Origin of the sequence: Pseudomonas sp. ICMP22404 (assembly GCF_006227205.1) — a bacterium.
GTDB lineage: Bacteria > Pseudomonadota > Gammaproteobacteria > Pseudomonadales > Pseudomonadaceae > Aquipseudomonas.
Window position 1 is genome coordinate 61,943 of the sequence record NZ_VCNG01000024.1, and the last position, 17,506, is coordinate 79,448.

13 protein-coding genes and 1 pseudogene are annotated in these 17,506 nt (G+C 63.0%); 6 read left to right on the forward strand and 8 right to left on the reverse strand.

Annotation, left to right across the window (positions count from 1 at the left end):
* Positions 1-19 precede the first annotated feature (19 nt).
* The 4 genes from FGE05_RS28535 to FGE05_RS28550 are packed head-to-tail and all read left to right on the forward strand — an operon-like array spanning position 20 to position 7,660.
* Positions 20-628 (forward strand): DUF1175 domain-containing protein, encoded by a 609-nt coding sequence (locus tag FGE05_RS28535; protein WP_230166570.1) that lies wholly within the window; start codon positions 20-22, stop codon positions 626-628.
* On the forward strand, positions 625-5,193 hold the full coding sequence (locus tag FGE05_RS28540; protein ID WP_139650244.1) for an alpha-2-macroglobulin: 4,569 nt from the start codon (positions 625-627) through the stop codon (positions 5,191-5,193). Before FGE05_RS28535 ends, FGE05_RS28540 begins: the two co-directional genes overlap by 4 nt.
* Before the next feature lies 1 nt (position 5,194).
* On the forward strand, positions 5,195-6,814 hold the full coding sequence (locus FGE05_RS28545) for a DUF2300 domain-containing protein (RefSeq protein ID WP_139650221.1): 1,620 nt from the start codon (positions 5,195-5,197) through the stop codon (positions 6,812-6,814).
* A gap of 3 nt (positions 6,815-6,817) precedes the next feature.
* On the forward strand, positions 6,818-7,660 hold the full coding sequence (locus tag FGE05_RS28550; protein WP_139650223.1) for a YfaP family protein: 843 nt from the start codon (positions 6,818-6,820) through the stop codon (positions 7,658-7,660).
* A 56-nt stretch (positions 7,661-7,716) separates the two neighbouring features.
* Here the strand turns inward: FGE05_RS28550 and FGE05_RS28555 are convergent.
* A pseudogene (locus tag FGE05_RS28555) lies at positions 7,717-8,009 on the reverse strand (type II toxin-antitoxin system RelE/ParE family toxin).
* Positions 7,999-8,238, reverse strand: a complete 240-nt coding sequence (locus FGE05_RS28560) for a type II toxin-antitoxin system RelB/DinJ family antitoxin (RefSeq protein ID WP_047702740.1) — start codon at positions 8,236-8,238, stop codon at positions 7,999-8,001. Before FGE05_RS28560 ends, FGE05_RS28555 begins: the two are co-directional and overlap by 11 nt.
* A gap of 217 nt (positions 8,239-8,455) precedes the next feature.
* On the opposite strand from FGE05_RS28560, the gene FGE05_RS28565 reads away from it, so the two are divergent.
* Positions 8,456-9,346 (forward strand): MBL fold metallo-hydrolase, encoded by an 891-nt coding sequence (locus FGE05_RS28565; protein ID WP_139650225.1) that lies wholly within the window; start codon positions 8,456-8,458, stop codon positions 9,344-9,346.
* 58 nt (positions 9,347-9,404) lie between these two features.
* Here FGE05_RS28565 and FGE05_RS28570 read toward each other — a convergent pair whose 3' ends face one another.
* The 6 genes from FGE05_RS28570 to FGE05_RS28595 are packed head-to-tail and all read right to left on the reverse strand — an operon-like array spanning position 9,405 to position 15,141.
* Positions 9,405-10,337: a phosphatidate cytidylyltransferase gene (locus FGE05_RS28570; protein ID WP_024778387.1), complete on the reverse strand. Its 933-nt coding sequence runs from the start codon at positions 10,335-10,337 to the stop codon at positions 9,405-9,407.
* Complete coding sequence (locus FGE05_RS28575; RefSeq protein ID WP_139650227.1) at positions 10,337-10,957, reverse strand: 1-acyl-sn-glycerol-3-phosphate acyltransferase; 621 nt, start codon at positions 10,955-10,957, stop codon at positions 10,337-10,339. The genes FGE05_RS28570 and FGE05_RS28575 overlap by 1 nt, the downstream gene beginning before the upstream one ends.
* A gap of 9 nt (positions 10,958-10,966) precedes the next feature.
* Positions 10,967-11,422 carry a hypothetical protein gene (locus FGE05_RS28580; RefSeq protein WP_139650229.1) on the reverse strand — a complete coding sequence of 152 codons (456 nt, stop codon included), beginning with the start codon at positions 11,420-11,422 and terminating at the stop codon, positions 10,967-10,969.
* The gene (locus FGE05_RS28585; protein ID WP_139650231.1) at positions 11,412-12,749 is read right to left on the reverse strand and encodes a phosphatase PAP2/dual specificity phosphatase family protein; all 1,338 of its coding nucleotides are present in this window, start codon (positions 12,747-12,749) and stop codon (positions 11,412-11,414) included. Before FGE05_RS28585 ends, FGE05_RS28580 begins: the two co-directional genes overlap by 11 nt.
* Positions 12,749-14,506, reverse strand: a complete 1,758-nt coding sequence (locus FGE05_RS28590; protein ID WP_139650233.1) for a bifunctional alpha/beta hydrolase/class I SAM-dependent methyltransferase — start codon at positions 14,504-14,506, stop codon at positions 12,749-12,751. The genes FGE05_RS28585 and FGE05_RS28590 overlap by 1 nt, the downstream gene beginning before the upstream one ends.
* Before the next feature lie 11 nt (positions 14,507-14,517).
* The gene (locus FGE05_RS28595; protein ID WP_139650236.1) at positions 14,518-15,141 is read right to left on the reverse strand and encodes a CDP-alcohol phosphatidyltransferase family protein; all 624 of its coding nucleotides are present in this window, start codon (positions 15,139-15,141) and stop codon (positions 14,518-14,520) included.
* A gap of 424 nt (positions 15,142-15,565) precedes the next feature.
* Here FGE05_RS28595 and FGE05_RS28600 point away from each other — a divergent pair.
* Positions 15,566-17,506 (forward strand): DUF6531 domain-containing protein (locus tag FGE05_RS28600; RefSeq protein ID WP_257225748.1); only part of this gene is annotated, 1,941 nt, incomplete at its 3' end.

Sequence of the window (17,506 nt, forward strand, 5' to 3'; positions counted from 1 at the left end):
GATCCGCACGCTCGGGCTGATGGCACTGTTCCTCGGAGGGCAGGCCTTTGCCGTGGAAACGCCGGCGCTGGATGTGCAGCAATCCCAGGTGTTCCGTGCCTGGTTCGTGCGCATCGCCGAGGAGCAGTTGAGCCGGGGGCCGAGCCCGCGTTGGTATCAGCAGGACTGTGCCGGGCTGGTGCGTTTTGCCGCCAACGAAGCGCTGAAGGTCCACAACGAAAAATGGCTGCGCAGCAACGGCCTGTCCAATCGCTACCTGCCGCCGGAGCTTGAGCTGAGCGACGAGCAGCGGCGCCTGGCCCAGCAATGGCAGCAGGGCGGCGGCAAGGTCGGGCCCTACGTCAACGCCATCAAGTTGATTCAATTCAACAGTCGCCTGGTGGGCCGTGACGTGGCCCAGGCCCGTCCCGGCGACCTGATGTTCTTCGATCAGGGCGATGACCAGCACCTGATGATCTGGATGGGCCGCTACATCGCCTATCACACCGGCACCACAACCCCTACCGACAACGGCATGCGCTCCGCAAGCCTGCAACAACTCATGAACTGGAAGGACACCCGATGGATACCCGACGCAGCCAACCCCAACTTCATCGGCGTCTATCGACTCAACTTTCTCTCCCAATGACCGGTGCCCGCATGCTGCGCTTGTGTTCGAAACTGTCCCTGCTGTTTGCCTTGTTGCTGGCCTCCTTCGTTCACGCCGAAGACACGGTGGAACCAAGCGGCTACACGCCGGTGTCCGGTGAAAGCTTCTTCCTGCTGGCCGACAGCAGTTTTGCCAGCGATGAGCAGGCCATGGTACGCCTCGAGGCACCGGGCCGCGACTATCGCCGGTTCCGCATGGAGCCTTACGGTGGCGCCGATATCCGCGTCTATCGCATCGAAAAGCCCCTGGACTTCCTCAAGCGCCAGAAGAACCTGCACCGCGTCGTCAGCGACGGCCAGTTCAAGGGTGAAGGGCTTTCGAACACCCTCGCGTACCTGTGGGACAACTGGTACCGCAAGTCCCGGCGGGTCATGCAGCGGGCGTTCTCCTACGAGTCCCGCCAACAGGTCACCGAAGAAGTACCGGAGCTGAAGATCGGTGACGCCCTGGTCGCACCGACGCCTTACGAGGCTCCGGCCCAGTTCGCCCTGATCCCTGGCCTGCCGCTGGTCAGCCAATTCCGTTATCCGCTGTGGCAGGCCAAGCCGATCCAGCCGCCGGCAGGCGTCAATTTGGCCGGTTCGTCCAGCGAGTTCGTCAACGTCGCGCCGGGCAACGTCTACGTCCCGCTCGGCCAGCTCAAACCAGGCCTGTACCTGGTGGAAGCACTGGTCGGCAAGTACCGGGCGACCACCATGGTCTTCGTCTCGAACACCGTGGCGGTGAGCAAGATTTCCGGCGACGAGCTGCTGGTCTGGGCCGCCCGCAAACATGAAGGCAGCTCGGTGCCCAAGGTCAATGTGCTGTGGACCGACGGCCTGGGCGTGATGAACAGCGGTGCTACCGATGAAAGCGGCCTGCTGCGCCTCAAACACGTCAGCCCGGAGCGTTCGTTCGTGATTGGCGAGGATGAGGAGGGTGGGGTATTCGTCTCCGAGAACTTCTACTACGACAGCGAAATCTACGACACCAAGCTCTACGCCTTCACCGACCGACCGCTGTATCGCCCGGGGGATTGGGTCTCGCTGAAGATCGTCGGCCGTGAGTTCAAGAATGCCCGCGACTCGGTGCAACCGACGGCGGCCGACGTCAACGTCAGCGTGCTGGATGCCACGGGCACCGCGCTGCAGACCCTGGCCCTGAAACTGGACTCCAAGGCCGGTACCCAAGGCCGTTTCCAACTGCCGGAAAACGCTGTGGCCGGTGGCTATGAACTGCGCTTCAGCTACAAGGACCAGCTCTATAGCAGCGCCTTCCGCGTGGCTGAATACATCAAGCCGCATTTCGAGATCGCCTTGAACCTGGCCAAGCAGGAATACCGCACCGGCGAGCTGGTCAAGGGCAACCTCGTGCTGCTGTACCCGGACGGCAAGCCCGTGGTCGATGCCGCGGTGAGCCTGAGCCTGCGGGCCCAGCAACTGTCGATGGTAGGCAACGAACTGCAATACCTGGGGCAATTCCCGGTGGAGTTGACCAGCAGTGAAGTGACCACCGACGGCCAGGGCGTCGCGACGCTCGAACTGCCGGCCGCCGACAAGCCGAGCCGCTACACGCTTACCGTGTTTGCCAGCGATGGCGCGGCGTATCGGGTCAAGACCACCAAGGAAATCCTCATTGACCGCGGTGCCGCGAATTTCCGCCTGAGCGCTCGCCAGCGTTTCAGTGCGGCCGGCGAGAAGGTCGCGTTCAGCTACGTCAACGAAGGCGGCAGCGAACAGAGCAAGGCCGTGACGCCGGCCGGCTACGCCTGGGTACGCCTGGAAGACCAGAGCACTGGCGAGGGCAAGCTGACGGCCAAGGACAAGGGCTTCACCGTGGCCTTTGACCGTCCCGGTACCTACAACCTCACCCTCAAGGACGACCACGGCCGGGTCATCGGCGCCGCGGCTCATGCGGTGACCGGCGAAGGCGTCAAGGCCGTGCCGGGCACCGTCGAGATCGTCCTCGACAAGCCGGAATACAAGGCTGGTGACGAAGCACTGGCACTGATCACCTTCCCGGAGCCGGTCAGCGATGCGCTGCTGTCCCTGGAACGGGACAAGGTCGAGGCCACGGCGCTGCTGTCCAAGGGCGGCGACTGGCTGAAAATGGAAAGCCTCAGCCCGACCCAATACCGTGCTCGCATCCCGGTGAAAGACAACTTTGCGCCGAACATGACGTTCTCGGTCCTGTACACCAAGGGTGGCCAATACAGCTTCCAGAACGCCGGCATCAAGGTGGTTACGCCGCAGATCGACGTCGCTGTCGTCACCGACAAGGCCACCTACCGGCCTGGCGACACAGTGACCGTGGACCTGAGCACCCAGTTCGCCGGCAAGGCGATTCCGGCGCACCTGACCGTCAGTGTCGTGGATGAAATGATCTACGCCCTGCAACCGGAAGTGGCGCCGACCATCGATCAGTTCTTCTATCACCCGCGCCGCAACAACGTGCGCACCAGCGCCAGCCTGTCGTTCATCAGCTACGACGTGGCATTGCCGGGCAGTCCGGGTGCGCCGGGCAAGGCCAACCGCAGCGAACGCGGAGTCAAGGTGCTGGAGCGGCCGCGTCGTGAAGATGTGGACACGGCTGCCTGGCAGCCGGAGCTGGTCACCGATGCCAGCGGCAAGGCCCGCTTCACCTTCAAGATGCCGGACTCGCTGACCCGCTGGCGCATCACCGCCAAGGCCATCTCCGACGACGGCCAGGTCGGTCAGAAAAAGCAATTCATCGCTTCGGAAAAACCGCTGTACCTGAAGTGGAGCGGCCCGACCCGGTTCCGCACCGGCGACAAGCCGCAACTGGGCCTGTTCGCGTTCAGCCAGTCGGATAAACCGTTGAAGGCGGAACTGCTGATCCGTTACGCCGGTGCCGAGCAACGTGTGGTGGCGGACCTGAAGAAAGGTATCAACTACGTGGCGCTGCCAGCCATGGAGTTGAGCAGCGGTGACCTGAGTGTTCAATTGCAGTTGAGCGGTGAAACCCAGGACGCCCTGGCCGTTCACCTGAACGCCGTCGGCAATGGCTGGCAGGTTACCCAAAGCCAACGCCTCGATGTTGCCGTCGGCGACACGCCACTGACCTTGCCGGCCGACGCCAGCGATGTCCGCCTGCGCCTGGACGACAGCCCGCAAGCGCTGTTCCGTTCCGCCCTGGACGACCTGTTGAGTTACCCCTACGGTGGCGTCGAGCAGACCGCCAGTAGCCTGCTGCCGTTGAGCATCGCGTACCCGACCCTGGCGTCGGACTCGCAGACCCGCGACCGCTTGCGCCTGATCATGCAGAACAGTCGCCTGCGCCTGGTGCAGATGGCCGGCCCATCGGCGAGCTTCACCTGGTGGGGCCAGGACGGCGAGCCGGATGCTTTCCTGACCGCCTATGCCTATTACGCCGACTGGCACGCCAGCAAGGCGCTGGACATCAGCCTGCCGCCGGAACACTGGCAGCGTGTACTTGAGGTCTACGCCAAGCAGGCCGGTGACACGCCGCTGTTGCAGCGCGCATTGATCCTGTCGTTCGCCAAGCAGATGCAACTGCCGGTGAACACCTTGCTCAGCGGTCTGATGGACGATCTGGCGAAGGCCGGTGCAGGCAGCGCCGGGAGCGTGATGGACAACGGTGACGACAGCCTGGTCATGAACGCACCGGATTCGGCCCTGGGGCTGGCCAGTGCTCGGGTACTGACCGCAGCCCTCGCCAAGCAGGCGAAAGTGCCGCTGCCGGATGCTTTCAACCGTCAACTGGCCGCCGCGCAACAGCAACTGGACGTCAGCGTCGAGCCGTTTGCCCAGGCCCTGGTGCTGTCGTTGCAAACCTTCGATCAGGCCCGAGCCGCCGCGTTGCTGGAACGACTGCTGCCACAACAGTCCACCCTGGAACGGGCCCTGGCCCTGACCTGGTTGCAGCGCAGCATCGAGCAGGCGTCGCCGGCCGTGGCGCTGGCTCCTGGCGAAGGTTGGAAAGCCCGCCAAGGCGCCACCGGGGAAACCTACTGGCAGTGGCAGGGCGCGCAGTTGCCGACCACGCTGACCCTCAGCGGTGCGCAGCAGCGTCCGTTGCAAGCGGCGCTGAGCTTCCAGAGCCAGCAACCACCAGTGGCACCGATGGCAGTGTCCATCACCCGTCGGTTGTCGCGCCTGGTACCGGGTGGCGATGCCTTTACCTTCACGCTTGAGGCCGTGGGCAACAAGCCGTTGTCCAGCGACAGCCTCTACCTGGATGAAGTGATCATCAACAGTAAGGCCACCGTACCGCTGCGCTACGGCATGCTCGAAGTACCGCTGCCGCCGGGCGCCGACGTGGAACGCACTACCTGGGGCATCCAGTTGCAGGGCAAAGCCGACAGCGAACCGACGTCGCTGGAAAAGGCGCGCTTCGAGCCGGGCCAGATGGCTTATGCGGTGCCGGTGGATGCCCTGAGTGGCGAACTGCGCCTGCGTCATCTGGTGCGTTTCTCCCAGAAAGGGCAGTTCAACCTGCCACCGGTGCGCTTCACTCAGGTCTACGCACCACAGAACCAGGCCTGGGAAAAGAAACCAGCGCTCGGCCAGGTCACGGTCAACTGACATGCGCCTGCGGTGGGTGGGTTGGTTGTTGTGCTTGATACCTGCGTTGGCGACAGCGCAGGACGAACCCTTGCGCCTGGCCTTCGATGGCCAGTTGCTGCGGGTGAGCCAGACCCAGGTGCTCGATCGCCAGCCATTGCCCGATTCCCTGCAGACCCCGCTGGGCAGTCTGTGGAAGTTGTTCGTCTACGCGTGGCTGGTGGACACCGATGCCCACGAGCCGGCCTATGAGTGCCGCGGTGGGTCGAAAGAAGAGGTTTACTGCTGCAGCGCCGGGAAAAGCATCGGTCGCGATCAGGCACTGGTGAAGTCCTGCGGCTTGTATTTCGAACCGCAGCGGCTCGGGTTGTCGGCCGCCAGTTGGCGCGACTACTGGCAGATCCGTCAGGCGCCCGAGTGGCTGCTGGACCTGCCGGCCCTGCAACCGCAAAAACAGGTTCCCGTCGCGCAATTGCTCAAGGCATTGGCGACGCTGCCGGCTCAGGACCAGGCCCGCCGGGTGCTGCTGGACGTGGTACTCAACGCAGCGGATGGTCGCCTCGTCGGGCAACTGGGCAGCCGTTTGCGGGTCAAGACCTGGAGCTGGCTGGGCGACCAGGGACCGTCGTCGCGCCAGGGTGGTTTCGCCGGTTGGCTGGCCGACGGCACGCCCGTATGGGCCGGTGGACGCGGCACCAGCCAGCAGGTCCTGAAGGTGTTCGGTGATGGCCTGGCTACGGCGCTGCCGACCCAGTGGCCGGCCGAAACCGGGCGTTGCGTGGAAGTGGGGTTGTTTGCCCGTTATCCGTTGCAGCGGGTCATGTCGGGCAACCAGCCAGCCTCGCCGGGTCAGTTGCGGGGCGATTACCGTGTCGAGTTCACCAATGGCAATCAGCTGGATATCCACAGCGATGGCGAGCTGTTCCTCACGCCCGGCAAGCTGGTGGCGCGCCTGGATCGGGAGGAGTATGTCGCCCGAGTCCTGCAACGGGAGGCCAAGGCCGAGCCCGCCGAGGCGGCCAAGGCCCTGGCCGTGGCGATCCGCACCTACCTGCTGCAAAACGCCCAACGCAACGGCGATTGTCTGAGCATCGACGACAGCAGCCATCGCCAGCGCGTCGCGCCACGCCCGGCGGCACCGGAAACCCGCGCTGTCGCGGCCTGGACCAGCGATCTGGTCCTGGCCGGCACCGACGTCACCTATCACTCCGACCAATCCGGCCCGGACAAATTGTCCTGGCTGCAAGCCGTAGAACAAGCCAACGCCGGCCAACGCTACGACGCCATTCTGTTGCATGCCTATCCGCGTGCCAGCCTCAGCCGCTGGGACAATCCGGTGGCGTCCTGCGAAGCACTGCCGGCCGCCCAGGACTGGTTGCTCAAGCAGCGTCGAGGCTGGCGTTCCAGGCTGGAAAGCGAAGTGGGCTACAACGAAATCAGCTCATTCGCGGTGTGCCGCGTCGCTTTCGGCCGGCCTTACGTCGACCGCGAACGCCAGCGCATCTACGTCCGTGGCGTGCTGTCGCTGCAGGACCGTCTCGACCTGACTCACGAATATTTGCACCTGGCCTTTGAAGCTCATCCCAACGGCCAGGACGAAGACTATATCGAAGGGCTCGCCCGTCACCTCTTGCTGGAATAGACCATGACACTCCGTTACCCACAGGTCTTGCTGTTGCTCTGCGCCATGACCGCGTTGCCCCTGGCCATTGCCGCCGATGAGATCAAACTCGACACTCCGATTGGTGGGTGGCGCAGCGGGGCGCCGGGCGGCGAAGGTGAAAACTTCAGCCAGACCGTCAATTACCCGGCCTCGTCGGTCAATACGCCCCAGGGCCAGGCCAACACCGCGCGCATCACCGGCCAGATCAAGGCCATGCCCAAGGACAGCAATGACCCGGGCAAGCTCATCGTCAACGGTGTGGCCTTGCCGTTGAAACTTGATGAGGAAGGTCGCTTCGACCGGCCGTTCTCGTTCCCCAACGGCAGCAACAGCGTCGAGGTGCGCAGCCCCGATGGCCAGCACCGTCACCGCACCCAGTTCCTCAACACCAGCGGCGGCGCCACACCGGCCAAGCTGCGGGTGCTGCTGACCTGGGACAGCGACGGCACCGACCTGGACCTGCACGTCATCACCCCGGACGGCGCTCACATCTGGTACGGCGACCGCGTCGCCCCCAACGGCGCGGTCCTCGACGTCGACGTCACCACCGGCTACGGCCCGGAAATCTTCGCCATGCCCGCACCGATCAAGGGGCAATACCAGGTCTACCTGAACTACTACGGCGGCGGCTATCGCAGCGTTTCGGATGATGAGGAAGGCGACGGGGAAAGCAGCGGCGGCCAGGACGCGGTGCAAGCCCTGACCACGGCGCAAGTCACCGTGATCACCGAGGAAGGCACCCCGAGCGAGAAGATGGAAACGTTCGTCGTGCCGATGCGGGCGGTGGGGGAGCTGACGTTGGTGAAGAGCTTTAGCTATCCGTGAAAAGGAATTGTCCGACAGCGGTTGGACAATTCAATAGGCTGCTCGGAGAGCGCTTATCAATCGGATGAGATGCGCTCCTGCGCATCTTGATAAACTGCTTCACGCTCGCGTTTTCCTATCGCAACAACGAGCACCACAACTTCCTGATCAATAACTTGGTAGATCAGGCGATACCGGCGCTTCGCAATTTCAACTTGTAGCAGTCGGGAAGTTGTCTAAGTCGATTGGCTTCGATGCGAGGGTTTTCAAGTACCTCGATCAGTTTCTTTTTGAACTGTTGTCGCAGTGTATCGCCTAGCTTGTTCCATTCTTTTAATGCACGTCGATCAAACTCGAGGCTATAGGTCATCCAGGCTGACCTTCACTCGTTGAGGGTTGGAAAGACGCTCCGTTACCACCGCAATGAGTGCTTCGTCTTCTTCACTGAGCAGAGCTGCTTTAAAAGGCAGCTTGCCTCGCTCTGCTACGTACTGAAGTGTCTGACGCAGCAACTCGGAAGGTGTGACGCCGAGCTTCTCCAGCTCGGCGAATGATCGCTGCTTCAGGTCGTCGTCGATGCGAATGTTGATAGAAGCCATGGGGTGGTACCTGTAATGACGTTTGACGTTACGTTAACAATTGACTCTTGTATTCGGCAACCTCGATTTGCTGATCGGGTGTCTTTCAGACGAAGAGGAGGTCTGACGGGTGCCGCCGCTTGTCGCCTCCCCTGAATTCTCCCCCTGACTTCCAGTCGATTTCAAAGAGCTCATTCATAAAACAGGGCAAGCCCACCCTCGCGACAGGAGGCCACCCATGCGCGTCCATCACCTGAACTGCGGTTGCATGTGCCCGGTGGGTGGGGCTTTGTTCGATGGCTATAGCGGGGGGCTGACGGCGTGTCTGGTGTGTCATTGCCTGTTGATTGAAACCGACACCAACGGCCTGATCCTGGTGGACACCGGGTTCGGCCAACGGGATATCCAGACGCCGGAGCGGCTGAGCCGATTCTTTCGTGTCTTCAACAACATCAAGTTCGAACATCGCCTCACGGCTCTGGAACAGGTACGGCGCCTGGGTTTCGACGCCCACGATGTGCGCCATATCCTACTGACCCATCTGGATTTCGATCATGCCGGCGGGCTGCAGGATTTCCCCCAGGCCCGGGTACATGTGATGCGCGATGAAATGGCGGTGGCCCGCTCTGCAAACACCTGGATCAGTCGGCGTCGGTTCCAGGCCCGCCAGTGGCAGGGTGTGGACAGTTGGGAGTTCTACACCACCGAAGGCGACACCTGGTTTGGCTTCGATTCGGTGCGGGCACTGATCGGTGCGGAAGAGGAGGACATTTTCCTGGTGCCGCTACGGGGCCACACCGCCGGTCACGCCGGAATCGCCCTGCGCACCCCGGACGGCTGGATGCTGCACGCCGGCGACGCGTATTTCTTTCATGATGAAGTCCATCAGCCCGAACCCCATTGCCCACCGGGCCTGAAGTTCTACCAGTACATGATGGACACCCATCGCCCGGCGCGCCTGCATAACCAGGGGCGTTTGCGGGAACTGGCACTGTCCCGCAACCATCAGCCCGTGGACATTTTCTGCAGTCACGATGCCCGGGAATGGGAGCGCGCCCTGGCCCGGGCGCGCAAGGTCCGGGGCGATTGCACCGCTATGCCATCCGCCACCGGCAAACAGTCAAGCTGACGCTTCTCGGCGTGCAGAGCGCTCGTTTCCCCTTGCCCACTTCAAGTGGGCTTTTTTTTCAGGTCCACCAGTACCGCACCAGATGGAAGAAGATCGGCGCGGCGAAGCACACCGAGTCCAACCGATCGAGCATGCCGCCATGACCTTCGATCATGTGCCCCCAATCCTTGACGCCCCGGTCGCGCTTGATCGCCGACATGACGATACCGCCGGCAAAGCCCAGCAGGTTGATCAGCAAGGCGATGAGGAACGACTGCCAAGGATTGAACGGTGTGATCCACCACAGCGCGCCGCCGATCAGCGAGGCCAGGAAAATACCGCCGGCAAAGCCCTCGACGGTTTTCGACGGCGACAGGTTCGGCGCGATCTTGTGTTTGCCGAACAGCTTGCCGCACACGTACTGCAGCACATCCGACAGTTGCACCACAATCACCAGGTAAGCGATCAACAGCAGGTTGCGTCCTTCAAAACCGGCGATATCCAGGGTCAGCAAGGCTGGCACGAAGGAGATGCAGAACACCGCGATCATCAATCCCCACTGCACCTTGGACGCACGCTCCAGGAAGTGCGTACTGTCGCCTCCCAGGGACGCCAGGATCGGCAGCAGCAGGAACACATAGACCGGGATAAAGATCGAAAACAGCCCGTACCAGTCGTAGTAGATCAGCAGATACTGCAGCGGCAGCGCCAGGTAGAACGCGGCCACCAGCGCCGGATAATCGCTGCGTCGGGTCGGTGTGAGGGTCAGGAATTCCCGCAGGGCATAGAACGACACCGCATAGAACAGCAGGATCACCGCCGCATTGCCGAGCCAGAACGCGACGCCGATCACCAGCACCATGATCCACCAGGCGTTGATTCGCGCGTTGAGGTTGTCGATGACCGAGTTCGGCGTACCTTTGGTCTTCAGCTTGAGAATGAAACCGATCAGCGAGGCCAGCACCAGAATCGCGCCAATCCCGCCAAACAACATCAGGGTATATCGATCCATCAGACGTGCTCCGGGGCCAGTGCCAGCAGTGCGGCGCGGCTGCGTTCAAGGAAATGCTCTTTGCTTTCACCGTCTTCGATGCGAAGCGGTGCGCCGAAACTGGTGGTGCACAGCAGCGGCAGGGGCAGCACGCGACCCTTGGGCATGACACGGTTGAGGTTGGCGATCCACACCGGAATCACCTCGACCTCGGGGTGGCTCTTCATCAAGTGATAGATCCCGCTCTTGAACGGCAACAAGCCTTCGTCGGGGTTGCGCGTGCCTTCGGGAAAAATGATCAGCGAGTCGCCATTTTCCAGGGCTTCGAGCATCGGTTGCAGAGGGTTGTAGGACGGGTCCTTGCGCTCCCGATCCACCAGCACGCCGTTGAACACCCGGTTGATGATGTAGCGACGCACCGGGCTCTTTTGCCAATAATCGGAACCCGCCACGGGCCGGGTGAGCTTGCGCAGCGCCGGCGGCAGTGAGGCCCAGAGCAGCACGAAATCACCGTGGCTGCTGTGGTTGGCGAAATAGATCCGCTGCACCGGCTGCGGCGCGCTGCCGAGCCACAGGCTGCGGGCGCCCGTGACCATGCGGGCCGCGGAGGTGATGAGGTTGGCAACGACGGGTTCGAGCATGAGGATTCCTTATCCTGTAAAAGCTAACCAAGGGCTGGCCAGGATGAAGCCCAGCGTCAAGACAATTTGTGCGGCCAATAACAGCGACTGCGTGCGCAGCAACCGCAAGGCGCCGTGGCTGCGTTCGCTCCAGGGGCGGCCAGCGCGTTCGACCGGCTGAAGGCCTAGCGTGCTCAAGGCCTGATCCAGTGCCTGGGTGCGTTCGGCCAATGGCTGGATACCGTCAGCCACGCGCTGGAACAGATCGGCATCGAACGCCACGCGCAACGCCCAGTATTTTTGCAACACGCCGAGGCTGAACAGCGTGATGCTGAACAGCAGCAACCAGGGGTCGACGCTGCCCACCAGCCATTGCCCCAACCCCAGCAGCGCCGCCAGCAGGGTCAGACCGGTGGAAAACTGGTCCAGCGAATGGCCTCGACGCAACAGGCTCGCCACGGCGTGCAGTTGCATATCACTGCTCATGGCGATGGCCTTTGCGCAGTGGCTCCAGCGCCTGACGGTGCGCCTGATGCAAAACGATATGGGGGCGGACGCGCTGGAGCTGCACAATCGCGGCATCGACACTGGCCGCCCGGTCACTGTGCAACAGCCAGGCGATCATGGCGGTAGCGCTGCGCGAATAACCCAAGGCGCAACAGACCAGCACCGGCCCTCGCTGGCGCAGTTGTTCAATGGCCAGCGCGGCCTCCAGGCATTGCTCGGCGGTCGGTGCCGTGAGGTCGAGCACCGGCAGCGAGCGATAGGCAATCCCGGTGCTGTCCATGGACATTTCGGCACAGAGGTCGAGCACCCCGGTAAACGCACTGTCCTTCAACTCCAGTGGCGTGGGAATGCGACCCAGCCAGACGTTGTCGGTCACGTGATCCGGCTGCGGATGGTTGCGCGTCCACCAGCGGGAATTGATCCAGGCGGCGGCGAGATACGGCGCCAACAACCAGCGTACCGCTGGGCTCAGTTGGCCATCGGCCCGCTTCTGGAAGCCGCCGGCATCGAACAGCAGATAATTGAGCGCCACAAACAGTACCGCCACCGCCGGCCAGATCAGCCAGAGCCACGCGCCGCCGAAGGCAAACGCCGGAATGAACAACGCCGCCGCACCCACGCCGTAGCGCAGGGCCAGTTGCAGGCGGCTGCGGTCTGACGTCAGCCGAGCGCTTTGCAGCGGGCTCGGCCGGTCCAGCGGCCACAGCCAGACGCACAGCCAACCGGCCAATGCGCCGGTCGGTACGTCGACAAAGTGGTGCTGGTAAGTGGTCAGCACCGACACGCCAATCAACGCGAACCAGCCGTGCATCACCCAGCGCCATACGCCCCGCAAGTGCCGCTCATAGCAAACCCAGAGAATCACCAGCAAAGCGATGTGCAACGACGGTGCCTGGTTGAATGGCTTGTCAAAACCGGCCAGCACCTCGAACAGCCAACCGAACACCCCATCCATTTCCGGCCGGGGGAAGGTGAAGCGTAGCGGCCAGATCAGAAAGCAACTGACCGCAATGGCCTGGGCCGTGAGCAGGCGCAGGGCGTGGCGCTTGAGTTCGGCGCGGCTGGTGGGCAGCAACAGCGACAGGCCGTAAAGCAGGTCGATCGACCAGTAAGGCACGATGGTCCAGGCCAGGAACGGCATGTGGCTTTCCCAGCCGAACACCAGGCTGCCGACGTCGCTGCGCTGGGCCGTCACCCAGGTGGCGAAACCGTAGGTGCTGAAGAACAGCGGCGCGAGCAACAGCAGCCAGTACACCGCCGGTTTCAGCAGGGCAGGTTCGCGGGGCGGTGCGATGACGGCACTCATCACTGCACGCGCTGCGCCAGCGAAACGCTGAAGATGCCCCACTCATCGACCCGCAGGGTGATCTTGCGAAAGCCCGCCGCCTCGACCAATTGATCCATCTCGGCCTGGCTGCGTCGACGCATCACCCAGGCCTGGCCGGCACGGTGGCTGGTGAGGGCGCGGGCAATCAGTTCCAGTTGCGGGTGCCATGGCTGGCCGGTGTAGACCAGGTAACCGCCAGGCTCCACCGCTTCAGCCAGGCCGGCGAGCGAGCCGCCGACCATCTGGTTATCGGCAAACAATTCGTACAGGCCAGACACTACGGCGAGGGTCGGCTTGGGCTCCAGCGCCGCGAGATCCTGGCGGTCGAAGGCGTCGCCTTTGACGAACCGGGCGATGTCACCCAAGCCTTTTTCGACGATCAGCGCGCTGCCGTCGCGCACGTTGATATCGCTGTAGTCGCGCAGCAGGATCGACTCAGGCAACGGGCTGACGCCTTGCAGCGCCTCGAGAATGTAACGGCCATGACCGGCGGCGATGTCGACGATGCGCACCTCGCGATTCTCTTCGCGCAACTTGCCCATCGCCAGGCGCAGCAACTCCTCGACGTTCAGCTTGCGCTGGCGAATGCCGCGCCAGCCGATGGAGTTCAGGTAGTTCTGGTCGATCATCTTGCCAATCGGCGAGGTGCCGGTGGGGCGGTTGCGGTAGACATAGTCCAGGGTGCTGCCGGAATCGAAACCGGTGTCGAAACCCAACTTCACCCCGGCCGACAGCTTGCTGCCGAAGCGCATGCTGGCGCGGGTCATGCGCCAGTACAGGTCGCGCAACGAATTGTGGGGCAGGGGTGTTGCCAGGGCTTCGGACTCGGCGCAGGTCGCACCGATGCGGTCCGCATCCAGCAAGGAAGGGCGGTCCAGCGGGCGGGCGAAATTCTGCAGGATGAAACGGCGTGCACTGGCGACGGCCGGCGCGCGGTTCTTCTCGCCCAGGGTGTCGTGGAAGAACCCCGGCAGGATGTGTTTTTCCTTGTGCAGGCTGCCCAGCCGCTCGAAGAATTGTTCCTGGGGTTTGCGATGCACCACAAAGTCGGAACCGGAGATCAACAGCTGCGTCGGCACCTGGATCGCCTGGGCATCGGCGACCACGCGGTCGGCGGCTTCGTACAGGCCCAGCAGCACGTTCACCGAAATCGCCTTGGTGATCAGCGGGTCGCTGTCATAGGACGCCACCCGTTCCGGGTCATGGCTGAGGAACTTGGCCTTGACGTAGCTGTTGACGAAGAAGTTGCCGCGAAACTTGCGCATCAGCGCCAGGCCCGGGCGGGCGAACGGCACGTACAGCTTGACCTTGAACGCCGGCGACGCCAGCACCAGGGAGCGAATGCGCGGCGCGTAATCGTGAACCCAGGTAGACGCGATCACCGCGCCGACGCTTTGCGCCACCACGGCGATGTTCTGCTCGTCGATCTGATGCATCGCGCTGATGTGGTCGCAGAAGGTCTGCACGTCCCGCGCGCTGGTGGCGAAACTCGGGCTGTCACCGCGTTCACCGGGAGACTGGCCGTGGCCGCGGGCGTCCCAGGCAAAGAACTCGAAACCGGGCAGGTCCAGTTCATCCACCAGATGCGCGATGCGCCCGGAGTGCTCATGACCTCGGTGAAACAACAACACGGCCTTGCGGGGTTCGCCCGGGTCCACGGCCACGGCCGGCCAGTGCCGGTAGAACAACTCCACGCCATCATGGGTGGTGAATGTCCGGTCTTGAGCTTCGCGCATTGCAAGTTCCTTTATGCTGAGGGAGCGTTTTCCTTCACTTGGTCCAGGCCATGACGGACCCGGTTGACCAAGGTATAAACCAGCAGGGCGGCAACCACCGCCATCACACCATCGACCCACAGCGCCCCGAGCCAACCCAAGGCAATACCGGTCGCCAACACGCCGCATACAAAGGCCCGGTCACTCTTGCCCATGGGCCCGTCATAGCGCCGCGAAGCCCCGACCATCGCCCCCAGCACACCCGCGTATTCGCTGAACAACGCCAACAGCGTGACCAACAACACGAGCAACAGACTGGCATCGGGAATCAGGGCAAAGGGGAGGATCAGGGCCGCGTCGGCGATGATATCGCATAGCTCATTCAGGTAGGCCCCCAGATGCGATTGCTGCCCGAACTCCCGCGCCAGCATGCCGTCCACGGCATTCAAGGCCATGCGCAGGAACATCCAGACCGGCACCAGTACAAACACCCACGGATGACTGGCGAACCAGGCGATCGCCACACCCACCAGCACGGAAATGATGCCTGCGAGCAGGGTGACCTGGTTGGCGGTGACACCCTTGTCGTAGAGCCGTTGGACGGCGGGACGCAGCAGGTTCTGGAAGGCGGGCTTGAGTTGGTAGATGGAGGGCATCGGGGCGAGATCTCGGGCCGGTTGCGGGCATAAAGGATTCAGCAGCGAGATTACGATAGGTTGAGGGTTTGCTGGTGGTTATTTGTTGGGAATGAGCTTCGGTCTACATCTCGCGCTGAATCCTCCTGGGATGGAAACACCATTCAAATGTGGGAGCGAGCCTGCTCGCGATAATGGTGTGTCAGTCGTCGCTGATGCTGGCTGTGCCGACGCTATCGCGAGCAGGCTCGCTCCCACATGGACTTGCGGATCTCCCGAATCCCAAACTCCAGCACTGATCCCCTGTGGGAGCAAAGCTTGCTCGCGATGGCATCGCGACCGGATTTAGCGAATCGCCCTACAGCCAATACCTCCTTCCCTGACTTATTTCTCCAGTCCGCCCCGGCAGAGTCTCGCGTCCGTCCCTGTACCGCGAGATCCCTGCATGTTTGCCCCCGACCGACTCCTGGTCCTGAACAACGCCATCGGCTCGCTGGTAGTGGCGGCCATGGACCCCGATCAACCCGATGCGGCAGCGGTGCTGGCGGATTTTCGCAACTGCCTGAACGACTACGACAGTTGGGCGCAGAGCTTCTGGACCGGCTGGGCGCTGGACATCGAGCAGGTCTTCAAGGTTAGCAACGAGGTAGCCCTGGCGGCGCCGAAAAACCTGGATGAGCCCTTCATCGCCACCATGGCGACGTGTCCGGCGAGCGGCCCGCTGACGCTGGTGCACATGTTCCAGGCGGCGCGCTTCGTGCCGATCGGCAACACGCCGGTGATGCTGGAGCCGGTCATCGACGGTGCACCGGGGAAGGAAACCTTCGGCGAGCCCGTCCATCACACCATCGGCCCCAGCGGCATCCTGGAAATTCCCAAATGCTGGCGGGGGCGCCGCTATCGCATCAGCTTCTTCCCCGAGGTCACCGCGGATCACGTCAAGGCGCTGTACGCGTCTTATCAGGATGTGATTGGCGAGCTCGAGGGCTGGCTTAAAGAGGAGTGGGAAACCCAGTTTCAACCGCTCTGGGCGGAGTTTTCCGACGCCGGGTTTCGCGAACGCAACAACCTGTTGCAGCAAGCCGACTGGCGCGGCCTCGAAAACGCTCTGCAGGCACTGTGGGATGACGTCAAGCAGGTCTTCGAGCTGCTGGCGGATTTGCAAGCCAACAGCGAGAAATTGCTGGAATACCTGACCCAGGCCGAGCTCGAACAGTTGCTCAAGGCCTCATCCGAGGCCATTGCCAAGGGACTGATGGTGCTGAGCGACGAGCCATTGCTCTTCGTGCACATGGCCGCATTCGCCAGTTGGTTGCGGATGCTGCCGCCCCAGTACCTGGCCGAAGTCGTCGGACAGATACGGGCTTCGGTGCTGATCAATTTCCTGCTGATCCGATTGACCGGCGCCCTCGGTCTGGGCGTGCGCATGAGTGGCAAGGTGCTGGACCAGCTTCAGTCCGGGCGAGCACGGGAGTGGTTACGAGCGTCGAGCCAACGGCTGGGCCAATTCGCCCCGGACCGGCTCAACCAGCATGCCGATGTGTTGAAACCGATGGTGGTCAGCGCCCAGGGCGCGTCATTGAAACCGACCCCTGTTCGTCCGTTGCAGATTACGCCTGAACATGGGCCGTCCTTGTCAGTCAGCAATCCCGCCGCCGTGGCGCGGGAAAAATCCCAAAATGCTACCCGGCTGAGCAAGTACGAACCCCACGACGACGCCCCGGCCCAATCGAAAAACCCCAACGGCGACAGCGCCGATAGCGCGGCCCTGACCCGCACCGACGGCTGTCCGGTGTCGATGGTCACCGGCGAGGAACTGCTGACCCTGGACGACGGCACGCTCGATGGCCGCTTGCCGTTCGTCTTCACCCGCCTGTACCGCAGCAGTGCGGCGGATCAGGACGTGGGGCTGGGACGCGGCTGGAGCCATGCCCTGGCGCACCGCCTGCTGCTTGATGGCGAGCAGGTCATCTGGATCGACCAGGAAAACCGCCGCACGACCTTTCCGCTGCCCAACGCTCAGCGCCCGGCCATCCACAACAGCCTGGCCCGGGCGGCCATCTACCTGGGCACCGAGCCGGACGAACTGATCGTCGCCCAGCCCGGCGAACAGGCGCCTTTCCTACACTTTCGCGACGGTTATCTCACCGCCCTCAGCGACCGCTACGACAACCGCCTGACGATCCAGCGCAACATCCATGGCGACATCAGCCGCCTGGACAACGGCGCCGGACGCGCTTTGCAACTGCGCTACGAACAGCGTCACCTCATCGCCCTCGACTACCAGAGCTTTCACCCGGCCCTCACCCTGGACGAAGCCTGGCGCACCGAACAGACCCTGGCGACCTACCGCTACGACGCGCGCTCACGGCTGGTCGAAGCGACC